Source organism: Sphingomonas jaspsi DSM 18422, assembly GCF_000585415.1.
Lineage (GTDB): Bacteria > Pseudomonadota > Alphaproteobacteria > Sphingomonadales > Sphingomonadaceae > Sphingomicrobium > Sphingomicrobium jaspsi.
In genome coordinates, this window is record NZ_KK073876.1 from 1,826,516 (window position 1) to 1,851,852 (window position 25,337).

21 protein-coding genes are annotated in these 25,337 nt (G+C 64.7%); 4 read left to right on the forward strand and 17 right to left on the reverse strand.

Annotated elements, in window-relative coordinates; translation table 11 throughout:
• Positions 1–7 precede the first annotated feature (7 nt).
• Both trxA and addA read right to left on the reverse strand, forming a co-directional pair.
• Positions 8–334 (reverse strand): thioredoxin TrxA, encoded by a 327-nt coding sequence (gene trxA / locus G570_RS09360; RefSeq protein WP_037501595.1) that lies wholly within the window; start codon positions 332–334, stop codon positions 8–10.
• A 61-nt stretch (positions 335–395) separates the two neighbouring features.
• Positions 396–3,818, reverse strand: a complete 3,423-nt coding sequence (gene addA, locus G570_RS09365; RefSeq protein ID WP_051504245.1) for a double-strand break repair helicase AddA — start codon at positions 3,816–3,818, stop codon at positions 396–398.
• A 65-nt stretch (positions 3,819–3,883) separates the two neighbouring features.
• Here addA and G570_RS13740 point away from each other — a divergent pair, with 65 nt between their 5' ends.
• Entirely contained in the window at positions 3,884–4,039 is a 156-nt protein-coding gene (locus G570_RS13740) for a hypothetical protein (RefSeq protein ID WP_156930412.1), read from the forward strand.
• A 1-nt stretch (position 4,040) separates the two neighbouring features.
• On the opposite strand, the gene addB is transcribed toward G570_RS13740, so the two are convergent.
• The 8 genes from addB to G570_RS09405 form a co-directional block, all read right to left on the reverse strand.
• Positions 4,041–6,974, reverse strand: coding sequence for a double-strand break repair protein AddB (gene addB, locus G570_RS09370; protein ID WP_051504246.1), 2,934 nt, complete (start codon positions 6,972–6,974; stop codon positions 4,041–4,043).
• Positions 6,967–7,662: a nucleotidyltransferase family protein gene (locus tag G570_RS09375; protein WP_245600328.1), complete on the reverse strand. Its 696-nt coding sequence runs from the start codon at positions 7,660–7,662 to the stop codon at positions 6,967–6,969. The genes addB and G570_RS09375 overlap by 8 nt, the downstream gene beginning before the upstream one ends.
• A 62-nt stretch (positions 7,663–7,724) precedes the next feature.
• The gene (locus G570_RS09380) at positions 7,725–8,729 is read right to left on the reverse strand and encodes an aminoglycoside phosphotransferase family protein (RefSeq protein ID WP_425423560.1); all 1,005 of its coding nucleotides are present in this window, start codon (positions 8,727–8,729) and stop codon (positions 7,725–7,727) included.
• Entirely contained in the window at positions 8,714–9,151 is a 438-nt protein-coding gene (gene tsaE / locus G570_RS09385) for a tRNA (adenosine(37)-N6)-threonylcarbamoyltransferase complex ATPase subunit type 1 TsaE (protein ID WP_037501605.1), read from the reverse strand. The genes G570_RS09380 and tsaE overlap by 16 nt, the downstream gene beginning before the upstream one ends.
• Positions 9,148–11,502 (reverse strand): sensor histidine kinase, encoded by a 2,355-nt coding sequence (locus tag G570_RS09390; protein WP_245600278.1) that lies wholly within the window; start codon positions 11,500–11,502, stop codon positions 9,148–9,150. Before G570_RS09390 ends, tsaE begins: the two co-directional genes overlap by 4 nt.
• Positions 11,503–11,642: 140 nt before the next feature.
• On the reverse strand, positions 11,643–14,828 hold the full coding sequence (locus tag G570_RS09395; RefSeq protein ID WP_037501608.1) for a TonB-dependent receptor domain-containing protein: 3,186 nt from the start codon (positions 14,826–14,828) through the stop codon (positions 11,643–11,645).
• Between the two features lie 187 nt (positions 14,829–15,015).
• A complete protein-coding gene (gene ahcY, locus G570_RS09400) occupies positions 15,016–16,437 on the reverse strand; it encodes an adenosylhomocysteinase (protein ID WP_037501611.1) in 1,422 nt (473 codons plus the stop codon).
• An 87-nt stretch (positions 16,438–16,524) separates the two neighbouring features.
• Positions 16,525–17,085 (reverse strand): YqgE/AlgH family protein, encoded by a 561-nt coding sequence (locus tag G570_RS09405; protein WP_037501614.1) that lies wholly within the window; start codon positions 17,083–17,085, stop codon positions 16,525–16,527.
• A 94-nt stretch (positions 17,086–17,179) separates the two neighbouring features.
• Here G570_RS09405 and G570_RS09410 point away from each other — a divergent pair, with 94 nt between their 5' ends.
• Entirely contained in the window at positions 17,180–17,659 is a 480-nt protein-coding gene (locus G570_RS09410; protein ID WP_037501617.1) for a peroxiredoxin, read from the forward strand.
• 98 nt (positions 17,660–17,757) lie between these two features.
• Complete coding sequence (locus G570_RS09415) at positions 17,758–18,288, forward strand: hypothetical protein (RefSeq protein ID WP_037501621.1); 531 nt, start codon at positions 17,758–17,760, stop codon at positions 18,286–18,288.
• 76 nt (positions 18,289–18,364) lie between these two features.
• Here G570_RS09415 and G570_RS09420 read toward each other — a convergent pair whose 3' ends face one another.
• From G570_RS09420 to trmD, 6 genes are all read right to left on the reverse strand, one after another.
• Positions 18,365–20,236, reverse strand: a complete 1,872-nt coding sequence (locus G570_RS09420) for a M2 family metallopeptidase (protein WP_037501623.1) — start codon at positions 20,234–20,236, stop codon at positions 18,365–18,367.
• A gap of 98 nt (positions 20,237–20,334) precedes the next feature.
• Positions 20,335–21,087 carry an alpha/beta fold hydrolase gene (locus G570_RS09425; protein WP_037501627.1) on the reverse strand — a complete coding sequence of 251 codons (753 nt, stop codon included), beginning with the start codon at positions 21,085–21,087 and terminating at the stop codon, positions 20,335–20,337.
• A complete protein-coding gene (locus tag G570_RS09430; RefSeq protein WP_037501629.1) occupies positions 21,084–21,530 on the reverse strand; it encodes a GFA family protein in 447 nt (148 codons plus the stop codon). Before G570_RS09430 ends, G570_RS09425 begins: the two co-directional genes overlap by 4 nt.
• 10 nt (positions 21,531–21,540) lie before the next feature.
• Positions 21,541–22,572 (reverse strand): aspartate-semialdehyde dehydrogenase, encoded by a 1,032-nt coding sequence (locus G570_RS09435; protein ID WP_037504052.1) that lies wholly within the window; start codon positions 22,570–22,572, stop codon positions 21,541–21,543.
• A gap of 151 nt (positions 22,573–22,723) precedes the next feature.
• Positions 22,724–23,107: a 50S ribosomal protein L19 gene (gene rplS, locus G570_RS09440; RefSeq protein WP_037501632.1), complete on the reverse strand. Its 384-nt coding sequence runs from the start codon at positions 23,105–23,107 to the stop codon at positions 22,724–22,726.
• Entirely contained in the window at positions 23,107–23,841 is a 735-nt protein-coding gene (gene trmD, locus G570_RS09445) for a tRNA (guanosine(37)-N1)-methyltransferase TrmD (protein ID WP_037501635.1), read from the reverse strand. The genes rplS and trmD overlap by 1 nt, the downstream gene beginning before the upstream one ends.
• A gap of 57 nt (positions 23,842–23,898) precedes the next feature.
• Between trmD and G570_RS09450 the strand changes: the two genes are divergently transcribed.
• On the forward strand, positions 23,899–24,819 hold the full coding sequence (locus G570_RS09450; RefSeq protein ID WP_037504053.1) for an NAD(P)/FAD-dependent oxidoreductase: 921 nt from the start codon (positions 23,899–23,901) through the stop codon (positions 24,817–24,819).
• Here the strand turns inward: G570_RS09450 and rimM are convergent.
• Positions 24,816–25,316: a ribosome maturation factor RimM gene (rimM, locus tag G570_RS09455; protein WP_245600279.1), complete on the reverse strand. Its 501-nt coding sequence runs from the start codon at positions 25,314–25,316 to the stop codon at positions 24,816–24,818. The genes G570_RS09450 and rimM overlap by 4 nt on opposite strands.
• Positions 25,317–25,337 lie beyond the last annotated feature (21 nt).

Consider the following 25,337-nt stretch of genomic DNA (forward strand, 5'->3'; position numbering starts at 1 on the left):
GCCCGGCCTAGATCTGCGCTTCCAACCATTGCTGGATCTGACCGCGCGGGGCGGCGCCGACTTTCTGCGCGACGGCTTCGCCGCCCTTGAACAGCAGCATGGTCGGGATACCGCGAACCCCATATTTGCCCGGCGTTTCAGGATTCTCGTCGATGTTGATCTTGGCGATTGTGACCTTTTCGCCAAGGTCGGCCGCAATTTCTTCAAGCGCGGGGGCGATCATCCGGCACGGGCCGCACCATTCCGCCCAGAAATCGACCAGGACGGGCTTGTCGCTGTTGAGGACATCGTCCTGAAAGCTCTGGTCGGTAACGGCTTTGGTGTTCTGGCCCATGATCGGGTACTCCTTCAGAATATTCACTTCGCCCCTTCATATGGGGAGGTTACGCGCCCGCTCAAGTCGGGATCGACATCAGGGACGGTCCCGCAGTGTAAAGCAACGCCGCCTCGATACGCCGGCCGGGAAAAATGACCCGCAAAGCTTCGACATAGGTTTCAATCTGCAGGCGATGCGACGGCGACACCTCATCCAGCGATCCCGGTACCTGCCGTCCGGTCTTGAAATCGATCACCCGCACGCTGTCTTCGCCAATGCACAGCCGATCGACTGTGCCGGCAATCACCCGCCCATCGGGCAAGGTTGCGGCGAGCGGCGCTTCCCCTAGCGATCCCGACCCGAACAGTGCGGCATAGCGAGGATCGGAGAGGATAGCGCAAACCGCGTCTGCCATGGATTGGCGCGCCGCGGCGTCGTCGACCCCTTGGCGCTCCAGCCAGCGCAGCGCGGCCTCATGCCGTTGGCCCTCCGCCACGGCCGGCAACCGTTCGAACAAGATGTGCAGCAACGTTCCCCGGCGTGCCGCTTCTCGCATCGCGGGGGTCGGTGGCGGCATGACGTCAAGGTCGGCGACGATTTGCGACGGCGCCAACGGGCGTGGCGGGCGCGCCTCGATAGGCGCCGGGGTGCGAAGCCAATCGGGCACGGCAATCGGTTCGACCGACGTCCGCGGGCGTCCCGATCGTGCGGTAATGCCGGCCCTGCCCTCCCATACGAGCGCCTGTCCCCAGCCCGCCACTTCCTGCGGGCTCGCCCCAAGCCGTTCCAGTGCCTGCGCCGCTTTACGGTGCCAGCTGCCTTCCGGGACGTCGCGCCTGGGCTTCACGCCGGCAATGACCAACCGCTCCGCGGCGCGGGTGAGGCCGACGTAGGCCAGCCGCCAATGTTCTTCGGCGTCGACCTGTCTCTGGGCATCGAGTGCCTGTCGCAACAACGGCGCGCATTCGTCCTTGCGCGGTCGCAGCAGCGGCACCGAACGGCCTTCGCCGACATCGAGGTCCATGATCGACGAGGTGCCGCCAACCTTGTCCGGATCGTGGGTTGCGTCGGCAAGGATGACTAGCGGTGCTTCCAGCCCCTTCGCGCCGTGGACGGTCATGACGCGAACCGCGTCGGCGGGCGCGCTGGGGTCGCGCTTCACTTCGACGTCGCCTTGCCCGAACCAGGCGATGAAGCGGTCGAGCGACGGCGTTTCTTCGCGTTCGAAGGCGAGCGCGCTGGCGACCAGTTCTTCGATCGGGTCGCGCGCCGCCTCTCCCAGTCGTCGCAGCAACTTGCGCCGCCCGTCGAGCGAGCCCGAAAGGATATTCTCCAGGTAGCGGGCCGGCGTCACATAATCCGCCTGCGCCAGCCATTCGCCTAAGATGGCGTGGGCTTCGGCAAATTCGCGCCGCTCGTCGCGGCGTCGCTGGAGCGCGCTCCACAAATTGCCCTCACGCTCGAAAGCAAGGTCGTAAAGCGTCTGCTGGTCCCAACCGATCAGCGGCGAGACCAGCACATTGGCAAGGTTGAGGTCGTCGAGCGGTTGTACGGCAAAACCGACCGCGGCCATCAGGTCCTTGACCGCCAGCGGCTTATGGAGGTGGAGGCGGTCGATGCCCGCCACCGGCACCCCCTGCGCATATAGCCGCGCGACGATCAGCGATGCGAGTTCGGTGCGGCTACGCACGAGGATCAGGATGTCGCCGGCACTTAACGGGCGCTTGGTGCTGGCGAGCGTTGGCGCGGCGTCGAGCCACGCCCGCACCTGCCTGGCGATCGCGTCGGCATAGAGGCGAGTGGGTTCGTCGATCGAACCCTCTTCCCCTTCATCGCCAGCCGCGTCTCGCAGCTTTTCATCCAGCGCCGGATCATAGGCCGGCCACCATTCGACCCGACCTGGTCGATGTGCATGAAACGGCTGATGGCGGTTGGGCGGAGCCGCAAGGCCCATGGCCTGGTGCCCGACTTCATCGATCAGCGCATCGACCGCTTCCAGGATCGCAGGCGACGATCGGAAACTGGCATCGATCGACAGGTCACGGAATTCCCTTGTGCGTGCCTCGACGGCGTCGGCCGCCTCGACCAACTCTTCGGCGCGACCTGAGATTACGCCCTTAAATCGTTCATATTCCTTTGGATTGGTCCCCTGGAATCCATAGATCGCTTGCTTGTAGTCGCCGACCATGAAAATCGTGCGCCAACGCTCCTCCGCCTCCGGATTGCCGCTGAAGAATTCGCCAGCAAGCGCGTCGACGATGGCCCATTGATCGGCATTGGTGTCCTGCGCCTCGTCGACGAGGATGTGGTCGGTGCGCTGGTCCAGCTTGTAGCGGACCCAATCGCCCATGCCCGGCTGGTCGAACAGCCGGCGCGTCCAGCGGATGAGGTCGTCGAAGTCCGCCACCCCCATCGCCCGCTTCGCCCGGTCGTAGGCGGCGGCAAAGGCTTGTCCCGCCCGCAGGCCGGCGGCCTGCAGCGCCGCAAAACGGCTGGCGCCCAAAATCATCCGAACCTTTTCGAGCCATTCGGCAAAGTCGGCGGCCAGATCGGCATAGTCGCAGTCGGCCGCGGTCTGCTTAGGCTTGATCTGGCAAAGCGTTCCCTTGGCCGTCACGATATCGGTATGCAGTTTGGTGAGAAGCGCTTCTCGATTGCCAGCTGAAACGGAAAGAAATTGCGACAGACGGTCGGCGATTCCGAAGCCCTTCTGCGTCCCCCACGCCTTGTTCGCCGCGATCAGACGTTCGAACAGAGAACGATCAATTACATGATCGGACAATTGCACGGCGGCGAATTCGTCCGCGCCGCCCGCAGGCAGCCCGAGATGGTCGAGGAGCAGCGCCTCGATGCCGTCCCGCGGCCCCAGTTCCGCCATTGCCTCATGTGCCCTGGCCGCAGCCATCAGATAGCGTTCCGCCCCTTCTTCGCCGAGCCGGAGGCTGAGCGCCGAAACGTCGCGCGTCAGGCCTTCGTCGCCCTGCGCTTCGGCGTCAGCCAGAAGCCGTGCCAGCGTTCGCCGGGCCAGTTCGGCCTCCGCACGTCCCTCGATCGGGCGGCATCCGGGCGTCACGCCCGCTTCGGCCGGGAAACTGGCCAGCAGCGTCTGGGCGAAGCTATGAATGGTCTGGATCCGGATGCCACCCCCCGGCGCCTCCAGCACGCGGGCGAACAGGCGACGGGCGCGCTGCACGGCGGGCGAACTGTCGTCCTCGACCAGCGCGAACAATTCCTTTTTCAGATCGGCGTCGGGCAGGCGCACCCAGTAGGCCAGCCGCTCCCCGATGCGGTTGGCCATTTCGGCCGCGCCGGCCCTGGTGAAGGTCAGACAGAGGATGGTCGATGGCGGCGTCCCGCGCAGCAGCAGGCGAAGGACGCGCGAGGTCAGGACATGGGTCTTTCCGGTGCCCGCCGAAGCCGACAGGGCGGCATGCACCGTCGGGTCGGACGCAGCCTCCTGCGCGCCTTCAAGCTGGTGAAAGGGTTTCAGGCGACGGCTCATGCCACTCTTCCCTTGCTCGCACGTTCGGCATAGGGACGAAGCGACAACCCTGACACGAGGACGACATGAGCGAAGGCGAACGCAAGGACGAGGAACGGAGCAAGAAGCTGGTCAAGGCCGGTGTGGCCGTAGGCATCGGCTCGGCCGCGATCGTCGCTGCGCTGCTCTACGCGTCGAAGATCAAGAAGCCCAAGAAGGGTGGCGGCGGGCCGCAGGCCTAGGTCACTCACGGCCATACCACTCCTCCAGCCGCATCAGCTGGTCATAGTCGTCGTAAGGCGCGTAAGCCGGGTTGAGCTTGGCCTCGAACGGCTTCGTGCCCAGCAGATAGTCTTGGGCAGCCTCTGAAAACTGGGCATGGGCGCGTTGGTCGAACGCTTCCGGGCCGTCGGCTTCGTCCGGCTTGGCGCGATATCCCAATTTGCCGTTGCGCTTGGCCATCGACCAATATTCATGCGCCCCGACGGGTCCCGTCACGTCCGCGAAGCCGCCTTGCGACGCGATTAGCGCAAGCAGGCCCAGCTGTAGCGAAAAGCCTTCCTGCACCGCCTTGTCGCGCGGCGCCTGGCCTGTCTTGTAATCGACGATCGCCAACCGCCCGTCCGCCAACCGGTCGATGCGGTCGACCTTGCCGAACAGGGTGACGCCCGCGATCTCGGCCCGGCCTGCCTGCTCGGCGACGATCGGCCGGCGCCCCGACGCAAGGTCGCTCGCCATCTCTGCAGCGATCCACTCCACCGCCTCGCGCAGGCGCGGGCCCCACAAGGCGCGCACCATCGGATGGATGGTCGGATCGGACAGCATCGATTCGAGCCGCGGCATCAGCCGTGCCGGGTCCGCGTCATCTTCCTTGAACCAGTCTTCTAAGACCTTGTGAACGGCCGTTCCCTTCCACGCCGCATGCTGTTCGGCGTCGACCGGCTCTTCCTTGCGCAGCTTGAGGATGGCCTTGGCGTAAAAGGCGAAAGGGTCCGCCTTCAACCGATCGAGGTCGGTCACCACGATCAGCTTGGGCCGTGCCGACACGGGCGGCGATGGACGTGGGCGACCGACGGGTTCAACCGTGGCGCTGGCGTCGATTGCCCGGGCAAGCCGCTCGAGGCGCTGGTTCCGGGTCATGCCGCCCGTCATCGCCTGGAGCCGCAGCCAGAAGCGCGATGCGATGGTCGGCGACCGGCTGTCCCGCCGCGCCCTTGTCAGCAAGACGCGTGGTGCACCGAGAGCACTCATGAAATCATGCGCGGCCAAGCCGGTCCGAAATTCCAGCCCGGGCAGGCCGAGCTCGCGCCGGATGCGCGGTGCCAGCCAAGGATCGGGCGACGGCAATGCGGGCCACACACCCTCGTTCATCCCGCCCAAGATCATCAGATCCGCTTTTTGCAGTCGCGCTTCCAGCAAGCCCCAGATGAAGATGCGGGGGTGGCCGCCATAGGGTCGGCGGACCGGCATCGCGTCCATCAACTGCCGCAGGATCGGGATGAGGTCATCCGGTCCCAGTCCGATCGCCCGCGCGTCGCGCGACTGTTCGAGGCTCGCGAGCAATTCGCCGGCCATGCGCCCGTCCGGACCGCGCCACGCAGCGTCACCGGCGATGGCCTGGGCCTGTTCGCGCAGCGCGGTCGCGAAATCGGCGAGCGAACCGCCAGCGAAGGGCATCGCGAGATTGACGATCGACGGCCTCAGCGCCTGCCAGCCCGCCAGCGACTGCGGACGCTTACGAGTTGCTGCATAAGCTGCGACATGCGCATCGAGTGCATCCAGTCCCGGCGCCGGGCGCGGTCCCCGCAGTGCGAGGTCGACGGCGCGCACCCGTTCCAGCCAGCCGAGGCGGTCCGCACCTTCGCCGCCTACCAAGGGATGTTTGAGCAGCGCCAGCAACGGCACCGGCGACAGCCCTTCGACCATCACCGCCGCCAGCGCGAGCAACAGCGTGCCTGCCGGCGCCGACGACAAGGGCTGGCCCGCGCTATCATCCGCCTCGATGTTCCAGCGCAAAAGATGGGCGGAAACCCGTGATGCCAAAGTGCGGTCAGGCGTAACGAGCGCCGCAGTGCGGCCGGGCGTTTCGACCGCCTCACGAAGCGCGATCGCGATTGCCTGCGCTTCGGCGGCCGGGTCGGGAAATTCGGCAACCTGCACTCCGGTCAGCCGGCGTTCGGGAGGGGGCAGCCAGTTCCACTCGTCCGAAAAGTCGGCGGCGACCATGGCATGGGCAATCGCCCGTCCGCGTACGGCGCTGGACGCGGCGCGCCCGCCCCAACGCCAAACCTCGACCTCGTGGCGGGAAACACCGATCCGGTCGAGCAAGCGCTTGAGATGGAACGCTGGATGCGTTTCTTCGCCTCGACCGTCTGCGTCCGGCCCCAGCGCGTCCCATTCCTCGCCGGCCAGGCTGCGCTCGTCCGGAACGGCGGGTAGCACGACCGCGCCTTGTGCCAGTCGGCATACGCTTCCCAGCACTGAGGCAATGGCTGGTGCCGACGTCGTGATGCCCGCGGCGATGGTGAAACCGCTGGGAGGTGCACCTTCCCACCGCCGCGCCAAGGCGTGAAGCAGGCGGCTGCGCCGGTCAGCGAGGTCGATGAGCCCCCGCTCCGCAAGGATCGACGGCCAGCGTTTCAGGAGAGCGTCGAACCGGTCGAGCGCCTGCTTCCAGTGGCCGGCCAACTCCACGGTTTCGTCCACGACGTCGCGCAGCCTGTCTGGATCGATTTCCTCGACCGCGAGCGCATCCATGGTACGCGCCAGTTCGGCGGCAAGGCGCAGCGCCTCCGCCGCATTTTCCCCTTCCCGCCTCAATAGGCCGGCAAGCAGCAGAAGTCGTTCGGCCGGATCGATCGCTGGAGGGACGTCGTCGCCCAGTTCGATCGGGTCGAGCGCGCCGCCGATGCGCTCGCCGATGTCGGGATCGCCGATCGCGATGAGGCGCGGCAGGACCAGTCCACCGCCGCTGACGCGCACGAATGCCTCGGTCAGCGTCCGGACGGCCCGGTTGTTGGGAAGAAGAATTCTCCCTTCGGCGAGCGCGAGCGGATCGCCGGCGAAGCTGTTGACCAGCCCGGTCACCAAGGCGTCGGCGAAACTTCGGTGACCCGGGATCGAAAAGACCAGCGGCGCATCCACCGATCGGCGCTGGAACAGTCCGCCCTCACTCATGGGCCAGGGCGTGCTCCGTTGCTCCGATCGCTGCTGGGGTCCCTACGTCGAACCAAAGGCCTTGATGGACCGCGCCGAAGCAGCGCCCTTCCTCGATCGCACGGTCCCACAGGATGTTGGTCGAAAACGGCCCCGAGGGCGCATCCCGAAGCAGGCGCTTCGACACGATCTGGATGCCCGTATAGACGAACGGCGCCACCCTCCCCGTCTTCCGACGGGTCAGTCGGCCGCCCGCATCCATATGGAAGTCGCCCTGGCCCTTGTGATTGCCCGCCCGCGCCTGCGGCACCAGCAGCAGCAGCGCATCCATCTCCTCGTCGCGCCATTGCGATGCCAGCAGTTTCAAGGCGTCGGACGGGCCGTCGACCCAGAAATTGTCGCTGTTCACGACCAGGAACGGATCGGCGTCGATCAGCGGTTCGGCACGGATCATGCCGCCCCCGGTTTCGAGCAGGAGGTCGCGCTCGTCACTCACCGCAACCTCGAAATCGCTTGCCTTCGCCTTGAGGTGGGCCTCCAGCGCGTCGGCGAGGTAATGGACGTTGACGACGATCCGCGGCACCCCCGCCGCCCGCAACCGTTCGAGCACATGATCGATCAGCGGTTTGCCCGCCAGCTCGACCAGCGGCTTGGGACGTGTTGCGGTGAGAGGGCGCATGCGTTTGCCCAGTCCTGCCGCCATCACCATTGCTACCTGCGGAACGTCAGCCTTGACGTCCGGGCGGAGTGACAGCGCACGGCCTTTCCTGGTCACGCCAGTTCGCCCTGCCAGATCGCGCTGCGCTTGGCAGCCGGCACCTGCCGGTCGAACCATGCCCGAACGGGCTCCAGTCCCGGCTGGGCGAGGTCGCGCTCCAGCAAGCCCCACATCCGCGGCTGGAACTGTTTATAGTTGGCCTTGCCGTCACGTTTCCACAGCCGGCAGAATACGCCGAGGATTCGCGTGTTGCGCTGGGCGGCTAGCGCCCAATAGGCACGCTCGAACCGTGTGTCCGACCCGGTTTCGGCGACGTAGCGGTCGATCATCTGCCGTTCGATATCGGGCGACACATCGCGCCGTGCATCCTCGAGGATGGAGACGACGTCATAGGCCGGATGACCGGCCAGCGCGTCCTGGAAATCGAGCAGGCCGAACCGCTCGACACCCGACCTCCCTTCGACCAACATGACGTTCTCGGCGTGATAGTCGCGAAGGACGGTGACCGGGCCAAGTCCGTCATTGGCCACCGGCTCCAGCACCGCGGTCCACGCCGAGCGCCAGCCTTCTCGGTCAAGTCCGTCAAGCCCGACGGCGGGCGCGTACCAGTCGAGGAACAGGTCTAGTTCGGTCAGCCATTCGGCGAGGCCATGCGGCGGCAGGCCCTTCATGGGCGAATGGCGGTGCAAATGAACCAGCACATCGATGGCGGTCGCGTAAAGGTCCGCTTCTGCCGAAGGGTCGGCATCCAGCGTCTCGCGCATCCGGGCATCGCCGAGGTCGTCGAGCAGGAGGAGGCCGTGTTCGAGGTCGTCGGCAAGGATGCGCGGCGCGACGAGCCCGGCCTGCTCCAGCCATCGGGACATGGCGACGAACGGTCGGGGATCCTCGTGCGGCGGCGGCGCATCCATCAGAACCGCGCAGCGGTCGTCCGCGACGACACGGAAATAACGGCGAAAGCTGGCGTCGCCGGCGAGCGGGAGGATGTGTGCGTCCTGCCACCCGGCACGAGCAAGAAAATCGGCGGCGGCGGCAGGAGGAATCATGGGAGAGGCCATCGTCCTTCCCATGCCGCAGGCACTGTTGCTGTCAAGCGGCGAGCGCCATCCTCGTCCACCGCAATCGACAGGGCGAGCGCTTCGGGCCATGAATGCGGCCCGGCCCTTTCAGGCCATTCGACGATCAGTACGCCAACGTCGGCCGCTTCATCGAGACCCAGTTCGTCAAGTTCCGACGGGTCTTCGAGCCTGTACAGGTCGACATGCCATACCGGTGGCTCCACCATCTCATACGGCTGGACGATCGCAAAGGTCGGGCTCGGGACCTCTCCTCGATGATCAAGACCGCTCAACAAGCCTCTGACAAGCGTGGTTTTTCCTGCAGACAATCCACCGGCCAGCGTGACGACATCGCCGGGGCGAAGCTGCTTCGCCAGCGCCTCGCCAACGGCCAACATGGCAGCCTCATCCGCGACGATCATCTGGGTGCCCGCGGAATGCTGATGGTGACAGCCGTGCCCTTGCCCGGCGCCGACACCAGTTCGACGGTTCCACCATGTGCCTCGATGAACTGACGCGTCAGCGGCAGGCCGAGGCCAAGGGCAGCATCGCTACCGCCCTGCCCCGACGAGCGGTGGAAGCGGGCGAATACCTGCGCCTGGTCCTCGACCGGAATACCGGGTCCGTCGTCGGTGACGGTAATGATGGCATATTCTTCATTTCCGGCTGCCCGCAGCTGGATGAGTCCATGTTCGTCGGTGAAATTGACCGCGTTGCGAAGGATATGTTCGATCGATTCCCGCAAGCGTCGAACGTCGCCGATCGCCGTGCCCGTCGACGGTTCGATCGCCACTTCCAGTGTCTGCTCCTTTTCCTCGGCGCGAGGACGGAAGGCCTCGGCAGCCGCCCGGCAGAGCCCACCCAAATCGACCCGCTCGCGCTCAAGGATGACGCCCCGCGTGTCGCCCTGCGTCAGGTCAAGGACATCGTCGATCAGCTTCGACAGACGCGCGACCGATTCCAGAATGGCGTTGACATAGTCGTTAGCGGCCGGCGCCAGCTTGCCGGCATAGCCTGCCGCCAGCATCTCGGCGAACCCGCCAATGGACGTGAGCGGCGTCCTGAGCTCGTAGCTCATGTTGGCGACGAAGTCGGTCTTGACCTTGTCCGCTTCTTCCAGCGCCGTCGCCCGTTCGCGCAGCGCGGCTTCGATCCGGGTGGAATCGGTCACGTCGATCATGGTGAACAGCGCGTTGCCGTCCGGCAGCGGCACGGCCGCGAATTCGAAATGCCGTCCGTCGGTCATGGAAATGCGACCCGTCCCGGATTGCCGCCCGCTCGTCGTCGACCGCACCAATTCGCGCACTTGCGCCGCAGCCGTAGGGTTGGACAGCCGCTTGGCCATGGCCGGGACCAGTTCGTCGACCCGCGGATGCTCGGCAAGCCAGGCTTCGTCGAGGTCCCACACCTCGCTGAATCGGCGATTCCACAGGTAAAGCCGACCGTCGGAAGCGAAAACGCTGATGATTTCAAACAGATTGTCGAACGTCGCTGCGCGCACGCGAAGCAGCGTGTCGCGCGCCGAGGCAAGACGGACCTGCTCGGTCCGGTCTTCGAAGATGAGGCGCAGGCCCCCGTCAGGCAAGGGCTGGCCCACGACGCGCAAATGGTCGCCGTTGGCCAGGATCCAGTCCTCTTCGATCGCTTCTTCGGGCGACGTGAACCAGCCTCTGCGTTCGGCCTTCCACGCGGGATAGTCGCGCGCTTCGGGTAGGCGATTCATTTCGCGCATCCGGTCGAGAATCCGGTCGAATTCGGGATTTTCCGCCAGCCATTCAGGGTCCAGCTGGGCCATGATCGCAAAGGGCTGGTTGAAGAAGGCGAGATGGCGATTGCTGTCGAACTGCGCCGCGCCGGCGGTCATTCGGTCGGCCAGTTCGCGCTGCGATTCCTGGTGCCGCGCCAGTTCGTTGCGCGCGTCTTCAAGGTCCTGGATGTCGATCGCGAAACCCGCCACCGCGCCCGTAGGCAGCGGGACGTCGACGATCCGCAGCATCCGCCGTTCCTGGCCGATCGTCGCCGGTTGCACCCGGACGTAGGGTCGACCGACTTCCAGCGCCCGCTCCGCCCCGCCGCGCGCGCCTTCATGACCCACCGCATCGATGAGCTCACTGCCGCGTTCAATGACCTCGGCCGCGTCATTGCCTTCCACCGCAGCCACAAAGGCCGAGTTCACCAGCCCGAGCGACAGGTCCGGACCGCGATACCACATCGGGAAAGGCGCATTCTCGATGAGCTGGGTCAGCGCATCGAGCGCCGCCTCGGTTTGCCCGAGCCGACGCGCCAGCTTCGACCGCTCGGCATCGGCGTCGCTGATATCGAACAGCCACAACAGGATGGTGCCGGGCTCCATCGGTGGCGGCGCGAGCGAGGCACGAACTTCGACGGCGCGATCGCGTCCGACCAGGCGAACCTGGCGACGCACCGTCGTGCCGCCCATGCGCAAATCGTTGAGCGCTGCCGCGACGGCATCAAGGTCTTCGCGCACAATCCCGCCGGTAGGCGACGATAATTCGCCCACCCGGGACGGAACGCGGTCAAGGCCAAGGTCGCGGACCAGCAGGTCGTCGGCTTCAACCGTGTCGTCGGACCGGATGACCAGCGGGCGGGCGGGCGACGTGTCGACCAATGTCTTGAGCAGGCGGGCGGCGCCGAGCACCGATTGCGCGCGACGAAGACGGCGCGCTGCCATGACGGCCATCGCCGCAGCGATGCCGACCCACAGGATCGCCACCACGATGATCGCAGCCGCCAGGTCAGCGCCAACCTTCACCGTTGATGTCCCCCGAACCGCATCGTCCAGTCATAGGGCTGGCGCTGGCAAGGCGTAAAGAGCGGATGGCTCGCGCGGACCAAAAGAAAAGCCGCCCTGCTTTCGCAGAGCGGCTCCCCTTTTTCCTGACGGAAACCGGATCAGTAGTTCAGTCGGACGCCGGCATAGTAGTAGCGGCCGTAGGTGTCGTACGGATCGCCACCGGCGGTGCCGAGCAGGCCGTACGGCGGCTTCTTGTCGAACACGTTGTCCGCACCGACGTAGAAGTTGAACTTCTTCGCGATGTCGAAGCCGATCCGGACGTTGTGATACAGCGCCGACGGATACCACTTGCGCGGGAACGCATCGTTGTTCTGCGGATCCAGCGTCGCCAGCTCGCCGGCGGTGCAGGTACGGCCTGACGAACCGGTGATGCCCGATGCCGGGCAGACGCCCGTGTACTGGTGCTGCTGCTCCCACGTACCAATGGTCTGCTTGCCGATGAAGCGGGCCGAGTAGGAGAAGTCCACCACGCCGAGGTCGTAGTTGGCCGAGAAGTTGGCCGCCCAACGCGGATCGCCAAGTTCGCTCATCTGACGGTTCGGAAGGTCCGGACGCGTCGGATCGGTGAAGTTGTCGAGGCGCAGCAGGTGGTTGGCGATGAGGCGCAACGACAGACGCTGACCGTTCGAGAACGAGTGGCGATACGACAGGTCGAAGTCGATGCCCTTGGTCTTCTGCGCGGCGAAGTTGACGCCGCCCGAGATGACCGCCGGTTCGACGAACAGGCCGGTGGCCGGATCACGATTGACGGTGGCGCAGAACGGATTGTTGATACCGCTCGCGCTGTCGTAGCACAGCGAGATGATCTGCTGGGCACCGAGCGCCGAGATCAGGCTGTCGACCTGGATCTTGTAATAGTCGATCGTGAAGTTGAGGCCCGGAATCCAGCGCGGTTCGATCACGACACCGAGCGTCAAGCTCTTGCCGCGTTCTTCGACCAGGGTCGGGTTGCCGCCCGAAAGGAAGCCGGTCGACGCAGTACGCGCCAAGCAGTTCCGCCACGGATCACCGACGTTGCCCGGAGCTGCAGAGCCGGCGCAGGCAGCGACGGTCGCAGCATTGTAGGTCGTCGGGACGCCGGCCGCGGCGCAGTTGGCGGCGCGGTTCGGGTTGGCCGTGATGTTCGCTTCATCGCACGGGTCGCCGATGAACGCGAAGTTCTGCGACTGCGGCGAATAAAGGTCCGACTGGGTCGGCGCACGAACCGAAACGGCCTTGGCGGCGCGGAAGCGGATATCGCGAACCGGCGCGTAAATGGCGTCGAGGTTCCACGCCCACACACGGCCGGTGTTGCTGTTGTACTTCGACACGCGCGCCGCACCGTGGACGCTCAGTTCTTCCGCGAACGGAAGCTTCTTGAGCAACGGCACGTCGAGTTCGCCGAAGGCTTCCTTGACGGTCAGGTTCGGCGGATTGAACGGCTGAATCGCGTTGAGGAAGGTCGCGCCGCTAGCGGTCAGATCGTCGAACGCGCTGTAGGCCTTTTCCTTGCGATATTCCGAACCGATCGCGAAGGCGATCGGGCCGCCCGGCAGTTCGAACAGCTGCGACAGGTCACCATTGAGGGTGAACAGCGCGTCGAACTCGGTCGCACGTTCCTTACGGTGGCCCGTCACGTTGACGTAATCGAGCGCCGCCTGGCTCGGCTGACCATAGCCGAAGACGTTGATCGGAACGCAGGCCGGGTCGTTGTTCGTCGGATCGGCATCGGCATTGATGCGGCAGGTCGGAACGCCGCCCACCAGGACCGAGTCGATCGCGAGGTTGAAGCCGGCGTAATCGTTGCCGTCCTGCGTGAAGAGCAGCAGGTTGTTCAGCGAGTCCAGCTTGGTCTTGAGCTTGCCGTAGTTCAGCGAGAAGTCGTAGTGCCAGTCTTCGTTAAACGTACCTTCGAAACCACCGACGATGCGGTAGGTTTCGCGAACATGCTTTTCACCGCGACCGCCGAAGTCGATGTTGAAGCGCGCAAGCGGGATCGACTGCGTGTTGGTGCGGCCCGCCAAACAGCGGCCGGTGGACTGCAGAACGCCCAGCGCTTGATCGGTCAGGAACGCGTTGTCGCACTTGATCGACGGACCGCCGAGCGTGCCGGGAACGCTGGTGAAGAAGCTCGGCTGACCTTCCTGAAGCGCGTGGACGTTCACATACTTCGCTTCGATGTAGGGAACGAACGCTTCGCTGACTTCATAGTGCGCGAGCAGGTTGACGTCCCAGCGCTGCAGGCCGGCAGCGAGCTGGCCGGTGTTGCGCAGGGTCGAGCCCTGGCCGCCGAGGATGTTGGCCGAACCGCCGGCTTCGTAGTTGCCCGCCGGAACGTCAACGAACAGGTTGCCGTTGGCATCGAAGCGCAGGTACTGGCCCACGCCGACGCGAGCCACGGTGCCGCCGTCCGAGATCGAACCGTTCTTGACGCCGCAGACGAAGGCGGTGTCGAAGATGCCGTCCGAACCGAAGGGTTCGCCGCCGGTCGGTTCGACCGTCTGGAACTGGCAGCGGCCCGAATAGGCACCGGTCAGGCCGTCACGATCGCGGAAGTAGAGCGGATCCGACTTGGCCCATTCGGCCGACACGGCGACGTTGCCGCGACCGCCATCGAAATTGCGGCCGAAGGTGGCCGACACGAACTTGTTGGCACGATCGCCGCGCGACGAAACACCGTCCTGCGCCTTGACCTGGAAGCCTTCGAAGTCGCGCTTCAGGACGAAGTTGACGACACCGGCGACGGCGTCCGAACCGTAAACGGCCGAGCTGCCGCCCGTCACCACGTCGACGCGTTCGAGCAGGTCGACCGGGATGGTGTTGGTATCAACCAGATAGTCGCCCGGGGTGGCCGTGATGTGGCGCTTGCCGTTGACCAGCACCAGCGTACGGGCGGTGCCGAGACCGCGAAGGTCGAGCAGGTTGAGGCCGGCGGTGCCGATGAAGCGGGTCGAGTTGCCCTGGCTAAAGGTGCTGCGGAGCGACGGAAGGTCGTTCAGCGCGTCACCCAGCGAGACGTCGCCGGTGTCGGTCAGCTCCTGGACCGAAACGGTGGTGACCGGAACCGACGAGTTCAGCGTCGGGCGCTGAATGCGGGTGCCGGTGACGGTGATCGCCTGGCCGTCGCTCGTCGGAGCGGCGGTCGTTTCGGCCGGCGCTTCCGTAGCCGCGGGCGGCGTGCAATTTTCCGTCTGGCCTTCGGCGCAAACGGGCGTTTCCGCGTCCTGCGCAAAAGCCGGCGCGGTGATGCCTACCGTCAGCGCAAGCGCCGAGGTCGACAGAATCCAAGTCGATCGAAAACTCATGTTCAAAACACCCCTGAGATGAAATGCTGAGCGTTCAATGGCGAACAAGGCGTCTCAAGGGAATTTCAAATTTGGTCAGCGAGTCATATTACATTCACATGTTGCGCAGATGACACAATAAGGGGTTACGCTCCGTTTTGAAGCGTAACCCCTTGAAACTGTCCGGTCTTTTAAGTCGCAGATGCGATCAGTAGCGGTAGTGATCCGGCTTGAATGGACCCTGCGGCGTCACGCCGATGTAGGCCGCCTGCTTGTCGGTCAGCTTGGTGAGCTTCACGCCCAGCTTTTCGAGGTGGAGGGCCGCGACCTTTTCGTCGAGGTGCTTGGGCAGGACATAGACCTCGTTCTTGTACTGATCCGATTTGGTCCACAGTTCGATCTGCGCCAGCGTTTGGTTGGTGAAGCTGGCCGACATCACGAAGCTGGGGTGACCCGTCGCGTTGCCGAGGTTCACCAGGCGGCCCTTCGACAGGATGATCAGGCGCTTGCCGTCCGGGAAGGTGACTTCGTCGACCTGCGGCTTGATTTCGTTCCACTTCATGTTGCTCAGCGCGCCGATCTGGATCTCGCTGTCGAAGTGGCCGATGTTGCAGACGATCGCCATGTCCTTCATCTCGCGCATATGGTCGAGCGTGATGACGTCGGCGTTGCCGGTCGCGGTGACGAAGATGTCGGCGCGCTTGGCGGCTTCTTCCATCGTCACGACTTCATAGCCTTCCATCGCCGCCTGCAGCGCGCAGATCGGATCGATTTCGGTGACCAGGACGCGCGCGCCGCCATTGCGGAGCGACGCGGCCGAGCCCTTGCCCACGTCGCCGAACCCGGCGACCGCGGCGACCTTACCGGCCAGCATCACGTCGGTGCCGCGACGGATCGCGTCGACCAGCGATTCCTTGCAACCGTAAAGGTTGTCGAACTTCGACTTGGTCACGCTGTCGTTGACGTTGATCGCCGGGAACGGGAGCTTGCCCTGCTTGGCAAGTTCATAAAGCCGATGGACGCCGGTGGTGGTTTCTTCCGAGACGCCCTTGATCGCGGCGACGGTCTTGGTCAGGTAGCCGGGACGTTCGGCCAGGAACTTCTTCAGCGTCGCGGCGAAGATTTCTTCTTCCTCGTTGGTCGGGGTGAACAGCGCTTCACCCGCTTCGACGCGCGCGCCCCAAAGCGCGAACATGGTGGCGTCGCCGCCGTCGTCGAGGATCATGTTGCAGGTCTGGCCGTCGCCGTCCTTTTCCCAGTCGAAGATGCGGACGACATAGTCCCAATATTCCTCAAGGGTCTCGCCCTTAACCGCGAACACCGGCACGCCCGACTTGGCGATGGCGGCGGCGGCATGGTCCTGGGTCGAGAAAATATTGCACGACGCCCAGCGCACGGTCGCGCCCAGCGCGGTCAGCGTTTCGATCAGCACCGCGGTCTGGATGGTCATGTGAAGCGAGCCGGTGATGCGCGCGCCCTTGAGCGGCTGCGACGCGCCATATTCCGCGCGGAGCGCCATCAGGCCCGGCATTTCGGTTTCGGCGATGTCGATTTCCTTGCGGCCGAAATCGGCGAGCGAAAGGTCCTTGACGATATAGTCGCGGGTCAGCGTGTCGGCGGTAGTGGCCACGGGGCGTTTCTCCAGTCAGGTGGGGGGCGAATTTTGTAGCCCCGATGTTGCGCCGCCCCCTACCCAAGGGCGTCCGCAAAAGCAATGTCAGGCCGCGCCCGACTGACCCGTCAACAGGCTGGGGTCGATGCCCTCTGATTTGAAGCCGGCTTCCCACCTGTCCTGGACCGGCGTGTCAAACAATATCCGCTCGCCGCCGCCGGCCGTGAACCAGCCGTGACGGGTCATTTCCTCATCGAGCTGGCCCGGACCCCACCCCGCATAGCCGAGCGCCGCCACCCATTGCGTCGGACCCCGCCCCTCTGCGATCGCTTTCAAGATGTCGATCGTACCGGACAAGGCACCGATGCCGGGCACCGCGATCGTGTCCTGGCCGCCCCAATCCGCCGAATGGAGGATGAAGCCCCTGCCCGGTTCGACCGGACCGCCGTGGAGGACGGGACGCTCCGGCGCCTCGCCGGGGTCGAGGTCGAGTTGTTCCAACAGTCCGCGAAAGCTGATCCCGGCCCGTTGGTGACCAATGCCGATGCCGAGTGCCCCGTCCTCGTCATGCGCGCACATGGCGATGACCGCGCGTTCGAAGCGCGGATCGCTCATGCCTGGCATTGCCAACAACAGTTTCCCTGTCAGGAAGGGCGGTTCGTCCATTACTTCCTAGATGCGCTTGCCTCTGACCCCGCACAAGCCTTGAGACTGTCACGCACCGCGCCTATCTCCCGCCTCAGCAAAAAGGAGACACGATATGACGATCAAGGTCGGCGACCGCATTCCGGACGTCCAGCTCACCCTCGCCACGCCGGAAGGCCCGGTGCCGGTCAAGTCCGGCGATTATTTCGCCGGCAAGAAGATCGCGCTGTTCGCCGTGCCGGGCGCCTACACCCCGACCTGTTCGGCCCGCCACCTGCCGAGCTACGTCGAAAAGGCGGGCGACCTCAAGGCCAAGGGCGTCGACGAAATCGTCGGCACCAGCGTCAACGACGCGTTCGTCATGGGTGCGTGGAACAAGGATCAGGGCAGCCAGGACATCACCATGCTGGCCGACGGCAACGGCGACTTTGCTGAAGCGCTGGGCCTGACCATGGACGGCAGCAAGTTTGGTATGGGCAAGCGCAGCCAGCGCTATTCGATGATCGTCAACGACGGCGTCGTCGAACAGCTCAACGTCGAAGCGCCGGGCGAATATGCCGCCTCCAGCGCCGAAACCATGCTGGGCCAGCTCTAAGCGTCAAAAAGATGTAAAGATGCGACGCACGGCGGGACCATTGCCGCCCGCCGTGCGTTACCCCTGCTGAACCCCCGTTTCAGTAAGGAGTAACCCCGATGGCTATCACCAAGACCACGCGTACCCCGCGCAAAACCACCACCGCCCGCAAGTCGACGTCGCGCAAGACGACGACGTCGACCGCCGCCACACAGACGCTCGCCACCAAGGCGACCAAGGCCGTCAAGGCGCGGCCGAAGACGACTGCGGCAGTCGCCACCGGCGCCCTCGCCGCCGTTGCCGCCGCCGGTGCAGCCTATTTCTTCACCAAGACCGAGACCGGCAAGAAGGCCGGCAAGGACATCAAGGCCAAGGCCAGCCGGATCAAGACCCGCGCCAAGGAAGGCGCTTCGGACCTCCGCGAAAAGGCCGGCGACGTCAGCGACAAGGTCAAGGACGGCCTGTCGGAAACCGGCCAGCGCATCAAGGACGCGGCGACCCGCGTCCGGACCCGCGACGGCGTCGCGGAAAAGTCGATGACCGAAATCGCCGAGGAGGCGCTGACGCTGAAGGAAACAGGTCGCAAGAGCCGCAAGCCGGTCGATCCGCTGATCGAGGACCAGGTCAAGGCCGGCGCAATCGCCTACTAAACCGCCAACCGGTCCTGACAAGAAAAAGGGAGCGAACCGCGAGGTCAGCTCCCTTTTGTCATGATGGCGGTGACGATTACCAGCCGCACTGCTTCCCTTCGTTCTGCTTCTTCAGCCACGCCTGTAGCGGGGCGAAATATTCGAGCATGGGCTTGCCCGAAATTTCGCGGCTGCCCGTGAACACCTGCAGCGCATCCGGCCACGGCTTCGACGCGCCCATCGCCAGCATCTGGTTAAGCCGCGCGCCGACTTCCTTGTTACCGTAGAAGCTGCAGCGATGCAGCGGGCCCTTCCACCCGGACATGTCGCAAGCGGCCTTGTAGAACTGGAACTGCAGAAGGCGGGCGAGGAAGTAGCGGGCGTAGGGCGTGTTGCCCGGGATATGGTATTTAGCGCCCGGATCGAAGTCCGCTTCGCTGCGCGCGACCGGCGGCGTGATACCCTGATACTGCTTCTTCAGGTCGACCCACGCGGACTCGTAGGTGGCCGGCGTGATCGACCCGTCGAACACGCCCCAGCGCCATTTGTCGACCATTAGCCCGAACGGCAGGAACGCAACCTTGTCCATCGCCTGACGCAGCAACAGTCCGGTGTCCTTGTCCGCGCTCGGAACCTTATTGGCGTCGAGCAGGCCGATCTGGACCAGGTACTGTGGCGTGATCGACAGCGCGATGAAATCGCCGATCGCTTCGTGGAAGCCATCGTTAGCGCCGTTGAGGTAGAGATAGGGCTGCTGGTTGTACGCGCGCTGGTAATAATTGTGACCCAGCTCGTGGTGGATGGTCACGAAGTCGTCGCTGTTGACCTTGGTGCACATCTTGATGCGCAGGTCGTTCTTGTTATCGACGTCCCAGGCCGAGGCGTGGCAAATGACTTCGCGGTCGCGCGGACGCGTGATCTGGCTGCGCTGCCAGAAACTCTCAGGAAGCGGCGCAAGGCCGAGCGACGTGTAAAAGCCCTCGCCCGCCTTCACCATCTTGACCGGGTCGTAGCCCTTTTTCGCCAGCAGCTCGCCCGTGTCGAAGCCGAGATCGCCGGAGCCCTTGGGCGCGACGATGTCGTAGATGTTGCCCCATTCCTGCGCCCACATATTGCCCAGCAGGTCGGCGCGGATCGGCCCGTTCGCCGGCTGGACGGCATTGCCGTACTTCTGGTTCAGCTTGGTCCGGGTGTAGCAGTGCAAATCCTTGTAAAGCGGCTCCACCTCGCTCCACAGCCGGTCGTACATCGCCGAAAACTGTTCGGGCGTCATGTCATACTGGCTGCGCCACATCGCACCGGTGTCGGGATAGCCGAGCTCCTTGGCGCCCGCATTGGCGATCTGGACCATGCGAGCATAGTCGGCCTTCATCGGACGTCCGACATTTTCGTGCCACGTCTTCCACATCTCGGCCAGCTCGGCCGGATTGCGGTTGGTGCCCATCGCGGCTTCGACATCGTCGCCGGTCAGCACCTTGCCATGCAGCGAGGCGCGGCCCTTGCCGTAGGTCGAATTGAGCTTGGTCGCGATGTCGTTGAGTTCGGCCGCCGCACCCGGCGTGGTCGGCGCGGCGAGGACCAGTGCGCCGCGCAAGATGTTGAGCTTGCGGGCCGTATCGAAATCGAGGCCCGGGATATTGGCATATTTGGCGGCTTCGCTGGCGTATTTGACACCCTTTTCGGTCCCGATCGTGCCGAAATAGGCGGCCAGGGCGTCCGTATCGTCGGTGATGTAGGTGCTGTTCACCCACTGCGCCTGCTGGCTGATGTTCGACAGAGCGAGCAGGTCGGCCTCTGCATCGGCAACGAACTTGCGCGCGTCGGCGACGGTCGGCTGCGCCGACGCCGGTGCCTGGATTTCCTCATTCTGCGCCGACGGAAGCGGCCCGACTTCCCGGTTTTGCGGGGTCGTGGCGCAGCTGGCCAGCGCGAGCGCGGCGAACGAGACGGATACAGCGAATTTCTTCAAGGCGGCGGCTCCCTGTCCTGACTTGTTTTTGTTGGGGGCGAGGAGTGAGACGAATGTTCCGCAACGTCAAGGCGTTGTCCCGCCTTCCGTCGAAAAGCTCAGGCCGACAGGAAGTCGGCGATCGCGCGGCCGAATTCCGCCTTGGTTACACTCGACATATGGGTCCCCGGCACCGGCGCGTAGGTTGCGTTCGGCAGCGCCTCCGCCAGCCTGGTCGCCGACCCATTGTCCTCGTCTTCGGTCCCGCACACCACCAGCGTCGGCATGGTGAACGCAGCGAGCCATTCCGGATGGGCATTTTCGAACGCGGCGAGTAGGTACCCGGCAGCAACCCGGTCGATCTTCATCGTCTTCATGAACTGAACGGTGAACCACCAGGGATCGCCGCGCGTCGAGGTGTCGAAGTTGGCAAGCGTATCGAGGAAAAAGTCCTTGCGGTGGATCCAGCCGAGCAGGCCTTCCAGTCCCGCCCCGCCAAGGAACGCGCGCCGTGGCCGCAGCCCCTCACCCACCGCCTGCACCGTCGTGCGCGCACCGAGCGAAAAGCCGCCAAGGTCGAAATCGGTGAGGCCAAGATGCGCAACCAGTTCGCGCAGGTCGCGGGCCAGCACGCCCTTGGGGTAATGGGCTGCTTCATGCGGTTTGCCGCTGAGGCCGTGGGCGCGCAGGTCGGGCATGATCACCCGGAAGCCGCGCGAAGCGATTTCCGCCGCCGCGCCGAACTTCACCCAGTTTACGTTGCTGTCGGAAAACAGGCCGTGGACGAGAATGACCGGCCGTCCCTCACCCACCTGCCGATAGGCCAGATCGATACCGTCCGATGCTGTCCAGTGGTGAACGTCCACGCTCATTGTTGCGGCGTGACCCCGGCCTCGGCCCAACGGTCGACCAGCCGCTGATATTCGTCGGACCGGTGACGTGGCAGGTCGGTGGTGTCTAGCCAAGGCTCGTTGACGCTCTCGGCCGCGAAATGGCTGCTCGGCTTGTAGGGGTAAGGATCGTCGAAGCTGCCGACCGTCAGGTCCATCTTCGTCGTATCCTTGTCGTAGCGGAAGCCTAGCGAGGTGCCGCATTCGCGGCAATAGGGCCGCTGAGCGATCGGGCTGGACCGGTACCAGTCGGGCTCGGTCGCCCAGCGCACATCGGACTGTTCGAAACCCTTCAGTGCCAGGCTCACGTTCCCGCTGGCGCGCTGGCACATGCGGCAATGGCACAGGTAGGCGTCGTCGTCGCGGACCACTGCCTCATAACGGATACGGCCGCACGCGCAGCCGCCACCGATCGTCTCTTCCACGTGCCTCTCCTTATGCGGCCTTCTGGAGGTGCCTCCGCCCGAGCAATTCCGCGATCTGGACCGCGTTGAGCGCGGCGCCCTTGCGCAGGTTGTCGCTGACGCACCACAGGTTGAGGCCGTTGTCGACCGTCGGGTCGTCGCGCACGCGGCTGACGAAGGTGGCATAATCGCCAACGCATTCGACCGGCGTGACATATCCGCCGTCCTCGCGCTTATCGACCAGCATCACGCCCGGCGCCTCGCGCAGGATCTTCTGCGCGTCCTCGGCCGACAACTCGCGCTCGAACTCGATGTTGATGCTTTCGCTATGACCGACGAACACCGGGACGCGGACGCAGGTTGCGGTGACCTTGATCTTGGGATCGAGGATCTTCTTGGTCTCGACCACCATCTTCCATTCTTCCTTGGTCGATCCGTCTTCCAGGAAGCTGTCGATATGCGGGATGACGTTGAAGGCGATCTGCTTGGTGAACTTCACCGGTTCGTTGGCGTCGCCGACGAAGATGTTGCGGCTCTGTTCGAACAACTCGTCCATGCCGGCCTTCCCCGCGCCCGACACCGACTGGTAGGTCGATACGACAACGCGCTTGATGCCCGCCGCCTCGTGCAGCGGCTTTAGCGCAACGACCATCTGCGCGGTCGAGCAGTTGGGGTTGGCGATGATGTTCTTGGCCTTGTAGCCGTCGATCGCGTGCGGGTTCACTTCGGGCACGATCAGCGGCACGTCCGGGTCCATCCGGAAAAGCGAGCTGTTGTCGATGACGGTGCAGCCCTGCCCGGCCGCGATCGGCACATATTTGCGCGAAATTTCGGAGCCCGCCGCGAACAACGCGATGTCGTATCCGGTGAAGTCGAAATGTTCGAGGTTCTTGACCTTCAGCGTATCGCCGCTGTCGCCGAAATCGATGAGGTCGCCGGTCGAGCGCGGGCTGGCCACCGCAGCGACCTCGGCATAGGGAAACTGGCGTTCGACCAGGATGTTCAGCAATTCCCGGCCCACATTGCCGGTCGCGCCAACGACGGCGACCCGATATCCGCTCATGTCCATTCTCCAGCGGCCGCGCATCGCGGCTCGATCTTGGTTGCAAATAGGCCTTCGGCAGGCGGCTGCAAGCCCCGCTCCGCCCGAATGTGAAAGAGGCGCCCGGATCGCTCCGGACGCCCCCTTTCGCATATTCGTTGGGGTGAAGCCCTTAAGCTTCGCCACCCTCGCTGCGATGTTCCTTGCGTTCGGCGATACGCGCCGACTTACCGCGGCGACCGCGCAGGTAGTAAAGCTTGGCACGACGCACCGCACCCTTGCGGACGACGGTGATCGAATCGACGTTCGGCGAGTAGAGCGGGAACACGCGTTCCACGCCTTCGCCGAAGGAAATCTTGCGGACGGTGAAGTTCGAGCTGACGCCCTTGTTCGAACGCGCGATGCACACGCCTTCGTACATCTGGACGCGGCTACGCTCACCTTCGACGACCTTCACGCCGACGCGCAGGGTGTCGCCCGGACGGAATTCCGGAATCTTCTTGTCCTTGATGAGCTCGGCGATCTGTTCCGCTTCGAGCGTCTGGATCAGGTTCATTATTCGTCTTCCCAATCTTCATGCCGCGCACCAGAGGGCGACGACCTCGTAGCGCCACCGTGGCGCTCCAACAGGTCCGGCCGCCGTAGCCGTGTATCTTCGACTGCCCTGGCATGACGCCATGCGGCAATCTTCGCATGATCCCCCGATCGCAGCACTTCGGGGATCGTGCGCCCTTCCCAGTCAACTGGTCGGGTGTAGTGCGGATATTCGAGGAGGCCGCTTTCGAAGCTCTCCTCCTCTCCGCTCGTCGGCGCGCCCATTACTCCGTCGAGCAGCCGAACGCAAGCATCGAGCAACACCATCGCGCCAAGCTCTCCGCCGGACAGGATATAGTCGCCGATCGAGACCTCTTCGACGCCACGTCCTTCGAAGATCCGCTCGTCGAATCCCTCGAAGCGGCCGCACAGGATGATCGCGCCCTCTCCCGCCGCCAGTTCGCGCACGCGGGCCTGCGTTAGCGGCTTGCCGCGGGGGGTCATCGCCAGGATCGGGCGACCGTCAGCGACCGCATCGATCGCCGACGCCAGCACGTCGCAGCGCAGCACCATCCCCGCCCCGCCGCCCGCCGGCGTGTCATCGACCGTGCGGTGCTTGTCGATGGCGTGGTCACGGATGTTGCGCGCCTCCAGCGCCCATTTCCCCTCAGCCAACGCGCGCCCTGCCAGGCTTTGGCCGAGCGTACCCGGAAACATGTCGGGGTAGAGCGTAAGGACAGTAGCGCGGAACGTCATGGGCAGCGCCCCTAGCGGATGCGGAACATCTTCGCCATGCCCGGCATTGGGCGATGCATGGACAAACCCCTCGATTGCCTGGTGATTGGCGGCGGCCCGGCAGGGCTGACCGCGGCGATCTACCTGTCGCGGTATCATCTCGACATTTTGGTGGTCGACGGCGGCAAGAGCCGCTGCGCGTGGATCCCGGAAAGCCACAACCATGCCGGCTTCCCCGACGGCATCAACGGCAAGGAATTGCTCAACCGCATGCGCGAGCAGGCGCAGCGATATGGCACCAAGATCGCGGACGGACAGGTCACGCGGTTGGAGAAGCGCGACGACGGCCTCTTTGAGGCCGAATGGGGTTCCGGGCCGGTTGTCGCGAAAACCGTCCTGTTGGCGACCGGCGTCACAAACCGACGCCCGCCGATGGACACTGCGATCCACGACGAAGCGATGGCGGTCGGGCAAATCCGCTATTGCCCTATCTGCGACGGCTATGAAGTCACCGACAAGGCGGTCGGCATCATCGGCACCGGCCCGGGCGGCGCCGGCGAGGCGCGCTTCGTTCGAGGCTACACTGCCGACATCATGCTGATCGCTCCGGACGGTGCTCATGACCTGTCCGACGACGACCGCGCCTCGCTAACCGAAGCGGGGGTCAGGATCGTCGACGGACCCATCGACGTCATCGAACCCGGCGACGGCGAAATCAGCGTCACCCTTTGCGATGGCAGCAGGCACAATTTCGCCAGCATCTATCCGGCGCTAGGCAGCGACACCCATGTCAGCCTGGCAGAAATGCTGGGTTGCAAGCTCAGCAAGGACCGATGCATCGTCACCGACGATCATCAGCGGACCAGCGTTGAAGGTGCCTATGCGGCAGGCGATGTCGTCAAAGGCCTCGACCAGATAAGCCATGCCATGGGTGAAGGCGGCGTGGCATCGACCACCATCCGCAACGACTTGGCGAAGGTCGAACCGATCCGCCGTTAGGCGAGGAAGGCCGGGTCGAGGACGATCCGGGCAGCGACCAGGTCGGCGATGCCGTCGCGATACGGGATCAGGGCGCGCTTGCCGTCGGTCTTTTCGACTTCGAGCAGGTCGCCCGCGCCGAAATTCTCGACTCCCACAACCGAGCCCACCGTATTGTCTTGGCTGTCGAAGCAGGTCAGCCCGATAAGGTCGGCGTAATAATATTCGCCCTCTTCGAGCGGGGGCAGCGCGTCGCGATCGACCTCGACCAGCTGGCCGCGCAGAGCCTCTGCGGCTTCACGACTGGCGACCCCGTCGAAGCGGGCAATAGCGGTCTTTCCGCCGTCGCGGACGGACAGGAGCTTCTTGCCGCTGCCGCCAACGAATAGATTTTTGTGAGCGGCGAGGCTGTCGACGCTGTCCGCGAACAGCTTCAGACGAACCTCGCCCTTCACCCCATGGGCGCCGGCGACCGCCGCGAGCGCGACGCGCTGTGCTTCGGTCACCGGCTCCGACATGGGATTACTCGGCCTTTTCGC

What these genes read in the sequence shown, in the direction of transcription:
- trxA (WP_037501595.1), bottom strand. Translation starts at nt 334, where the DNA reads ATGGGCCAGAACACCAAAGCCGTTACCGACCAGAGCTTTCAGGACGAT.
- addA (WP_051504245.1), bottom strand. Translation starts at nt 3,818, where the DNA reads ATGAGCCGTCGCCTGAAACCCTTTCACCAGCTTGAAGGCGCGCAGGAG.
- G570_RS13740 (WP_156930412.1), top strand. Translation starts at nt 3,884, where the DNA reads ATGAGCGAAGGCGAACGCAAGGACGAGGAACGGAGCAAGAAGCTGGTC.
- addB (WP_051504246.1), bottom strand. Translation starts at nt 6,974, where the DNA reads ATGAGTGAGGGCGGACTGTTCCAGCGCCGATCGGTGGATGCGCCGCTG.
- G570_RS09375 (WP_245600328.1), bottom strand. Translation starts at nt 7,662, where the DNA reads ATGGTGATGGCGGCAGGACTGGGCAAACGCATGCGCCCTCTCACCGCA.
- G570_RS09380 (WP_425423560.1), bottom strand. Translation starts at nt 8,729, where the DNA reads ATGGCCTCTCCCATGATTCCTCCTGCCGCCGCCGCCGATTTTCTTGCT.
- tsaE (WP_037501605.1), bottom strand. Translation starts at nt 9,151, where the DNA reads ATGATCGTCGCGGATGAGGCTGCCATGTTGGCCGTTGGCGAGGCGCTG.
- G570_RS09395 (WP_037501608.1), bottom strand. Translation starts at nt 14,828, where the DNA reads ATGAGTTTTCGATCGACTTGGATTCTGTCGACCTCGGCGCTTGCGCTG.
- G570_RS09405 (WP_037501614.1), bottom strand. Translation starts at nt 17,085, where the DNA reads ATGGACGAACCGCCCTTCCTGACAGGGAAACTGTTGTTGGCAATGCCA.
- G570_RS09410 (WP_037501617.1), top strand. Translation starts at nt 17,180, where the DNA reads ATGACGATCAAGGTCGGCGACCGCATTCCGGACGTCCAGCTCACCCTC.
- G570_RS09415 (WP_037501621.1), top strand. Translation starts at nt 17,758, where the DNA reads ATGGCTATCACCAAGACCACGCGTACCCCGCGCAAAACCACCACCGCC.
- G570_RS09425 (WP_037501627.1), bottom strand. Translation starts at nt 21,087, where the DNA reads ATGAGCGTGGACGTTCACCACTGGACAGCATCGGACGGTATCGATCTG.
- G570_RS09435 (WP_037504052.1), bottom strand. Translation starts at nt 22,572, where the DNA reads ATGAGCGGATATCGGGTCGCCGTCGTTGGCGCGACCGGCAATGTGGGC.
- rplS (WP_037501632.1), bottom strand. Translation starts at nt 23,107, where the DNA reads ATGAACCTGATCCAGACGCTCGAAGCGGAACAGATCGCCGAGCTCATC.
- trmD (WP_037501635.1), bottom strand. Translation starts at nt 23,841, where the DNA reads ATGACGTTCCGCGCTACTGTCCTTACGCTCTACCCCGACATGTTTCCG.
- G570_RS09450 (WP_037504053.1), top strand. Translation starts at nt 23,899, where the DNA reads ATGGACAAACCCCTCGATTGCCTGGTGATTGGCGGCGGCCCGGCAGGG.
- rimM (WP_245600279.1), bottom strand. Translation starts at nt 25,316, where the DNA reads ATGTCGGAGCCGGTGACCGAAGCACAGCGCGTCGCGCTCGCGGCGGTC.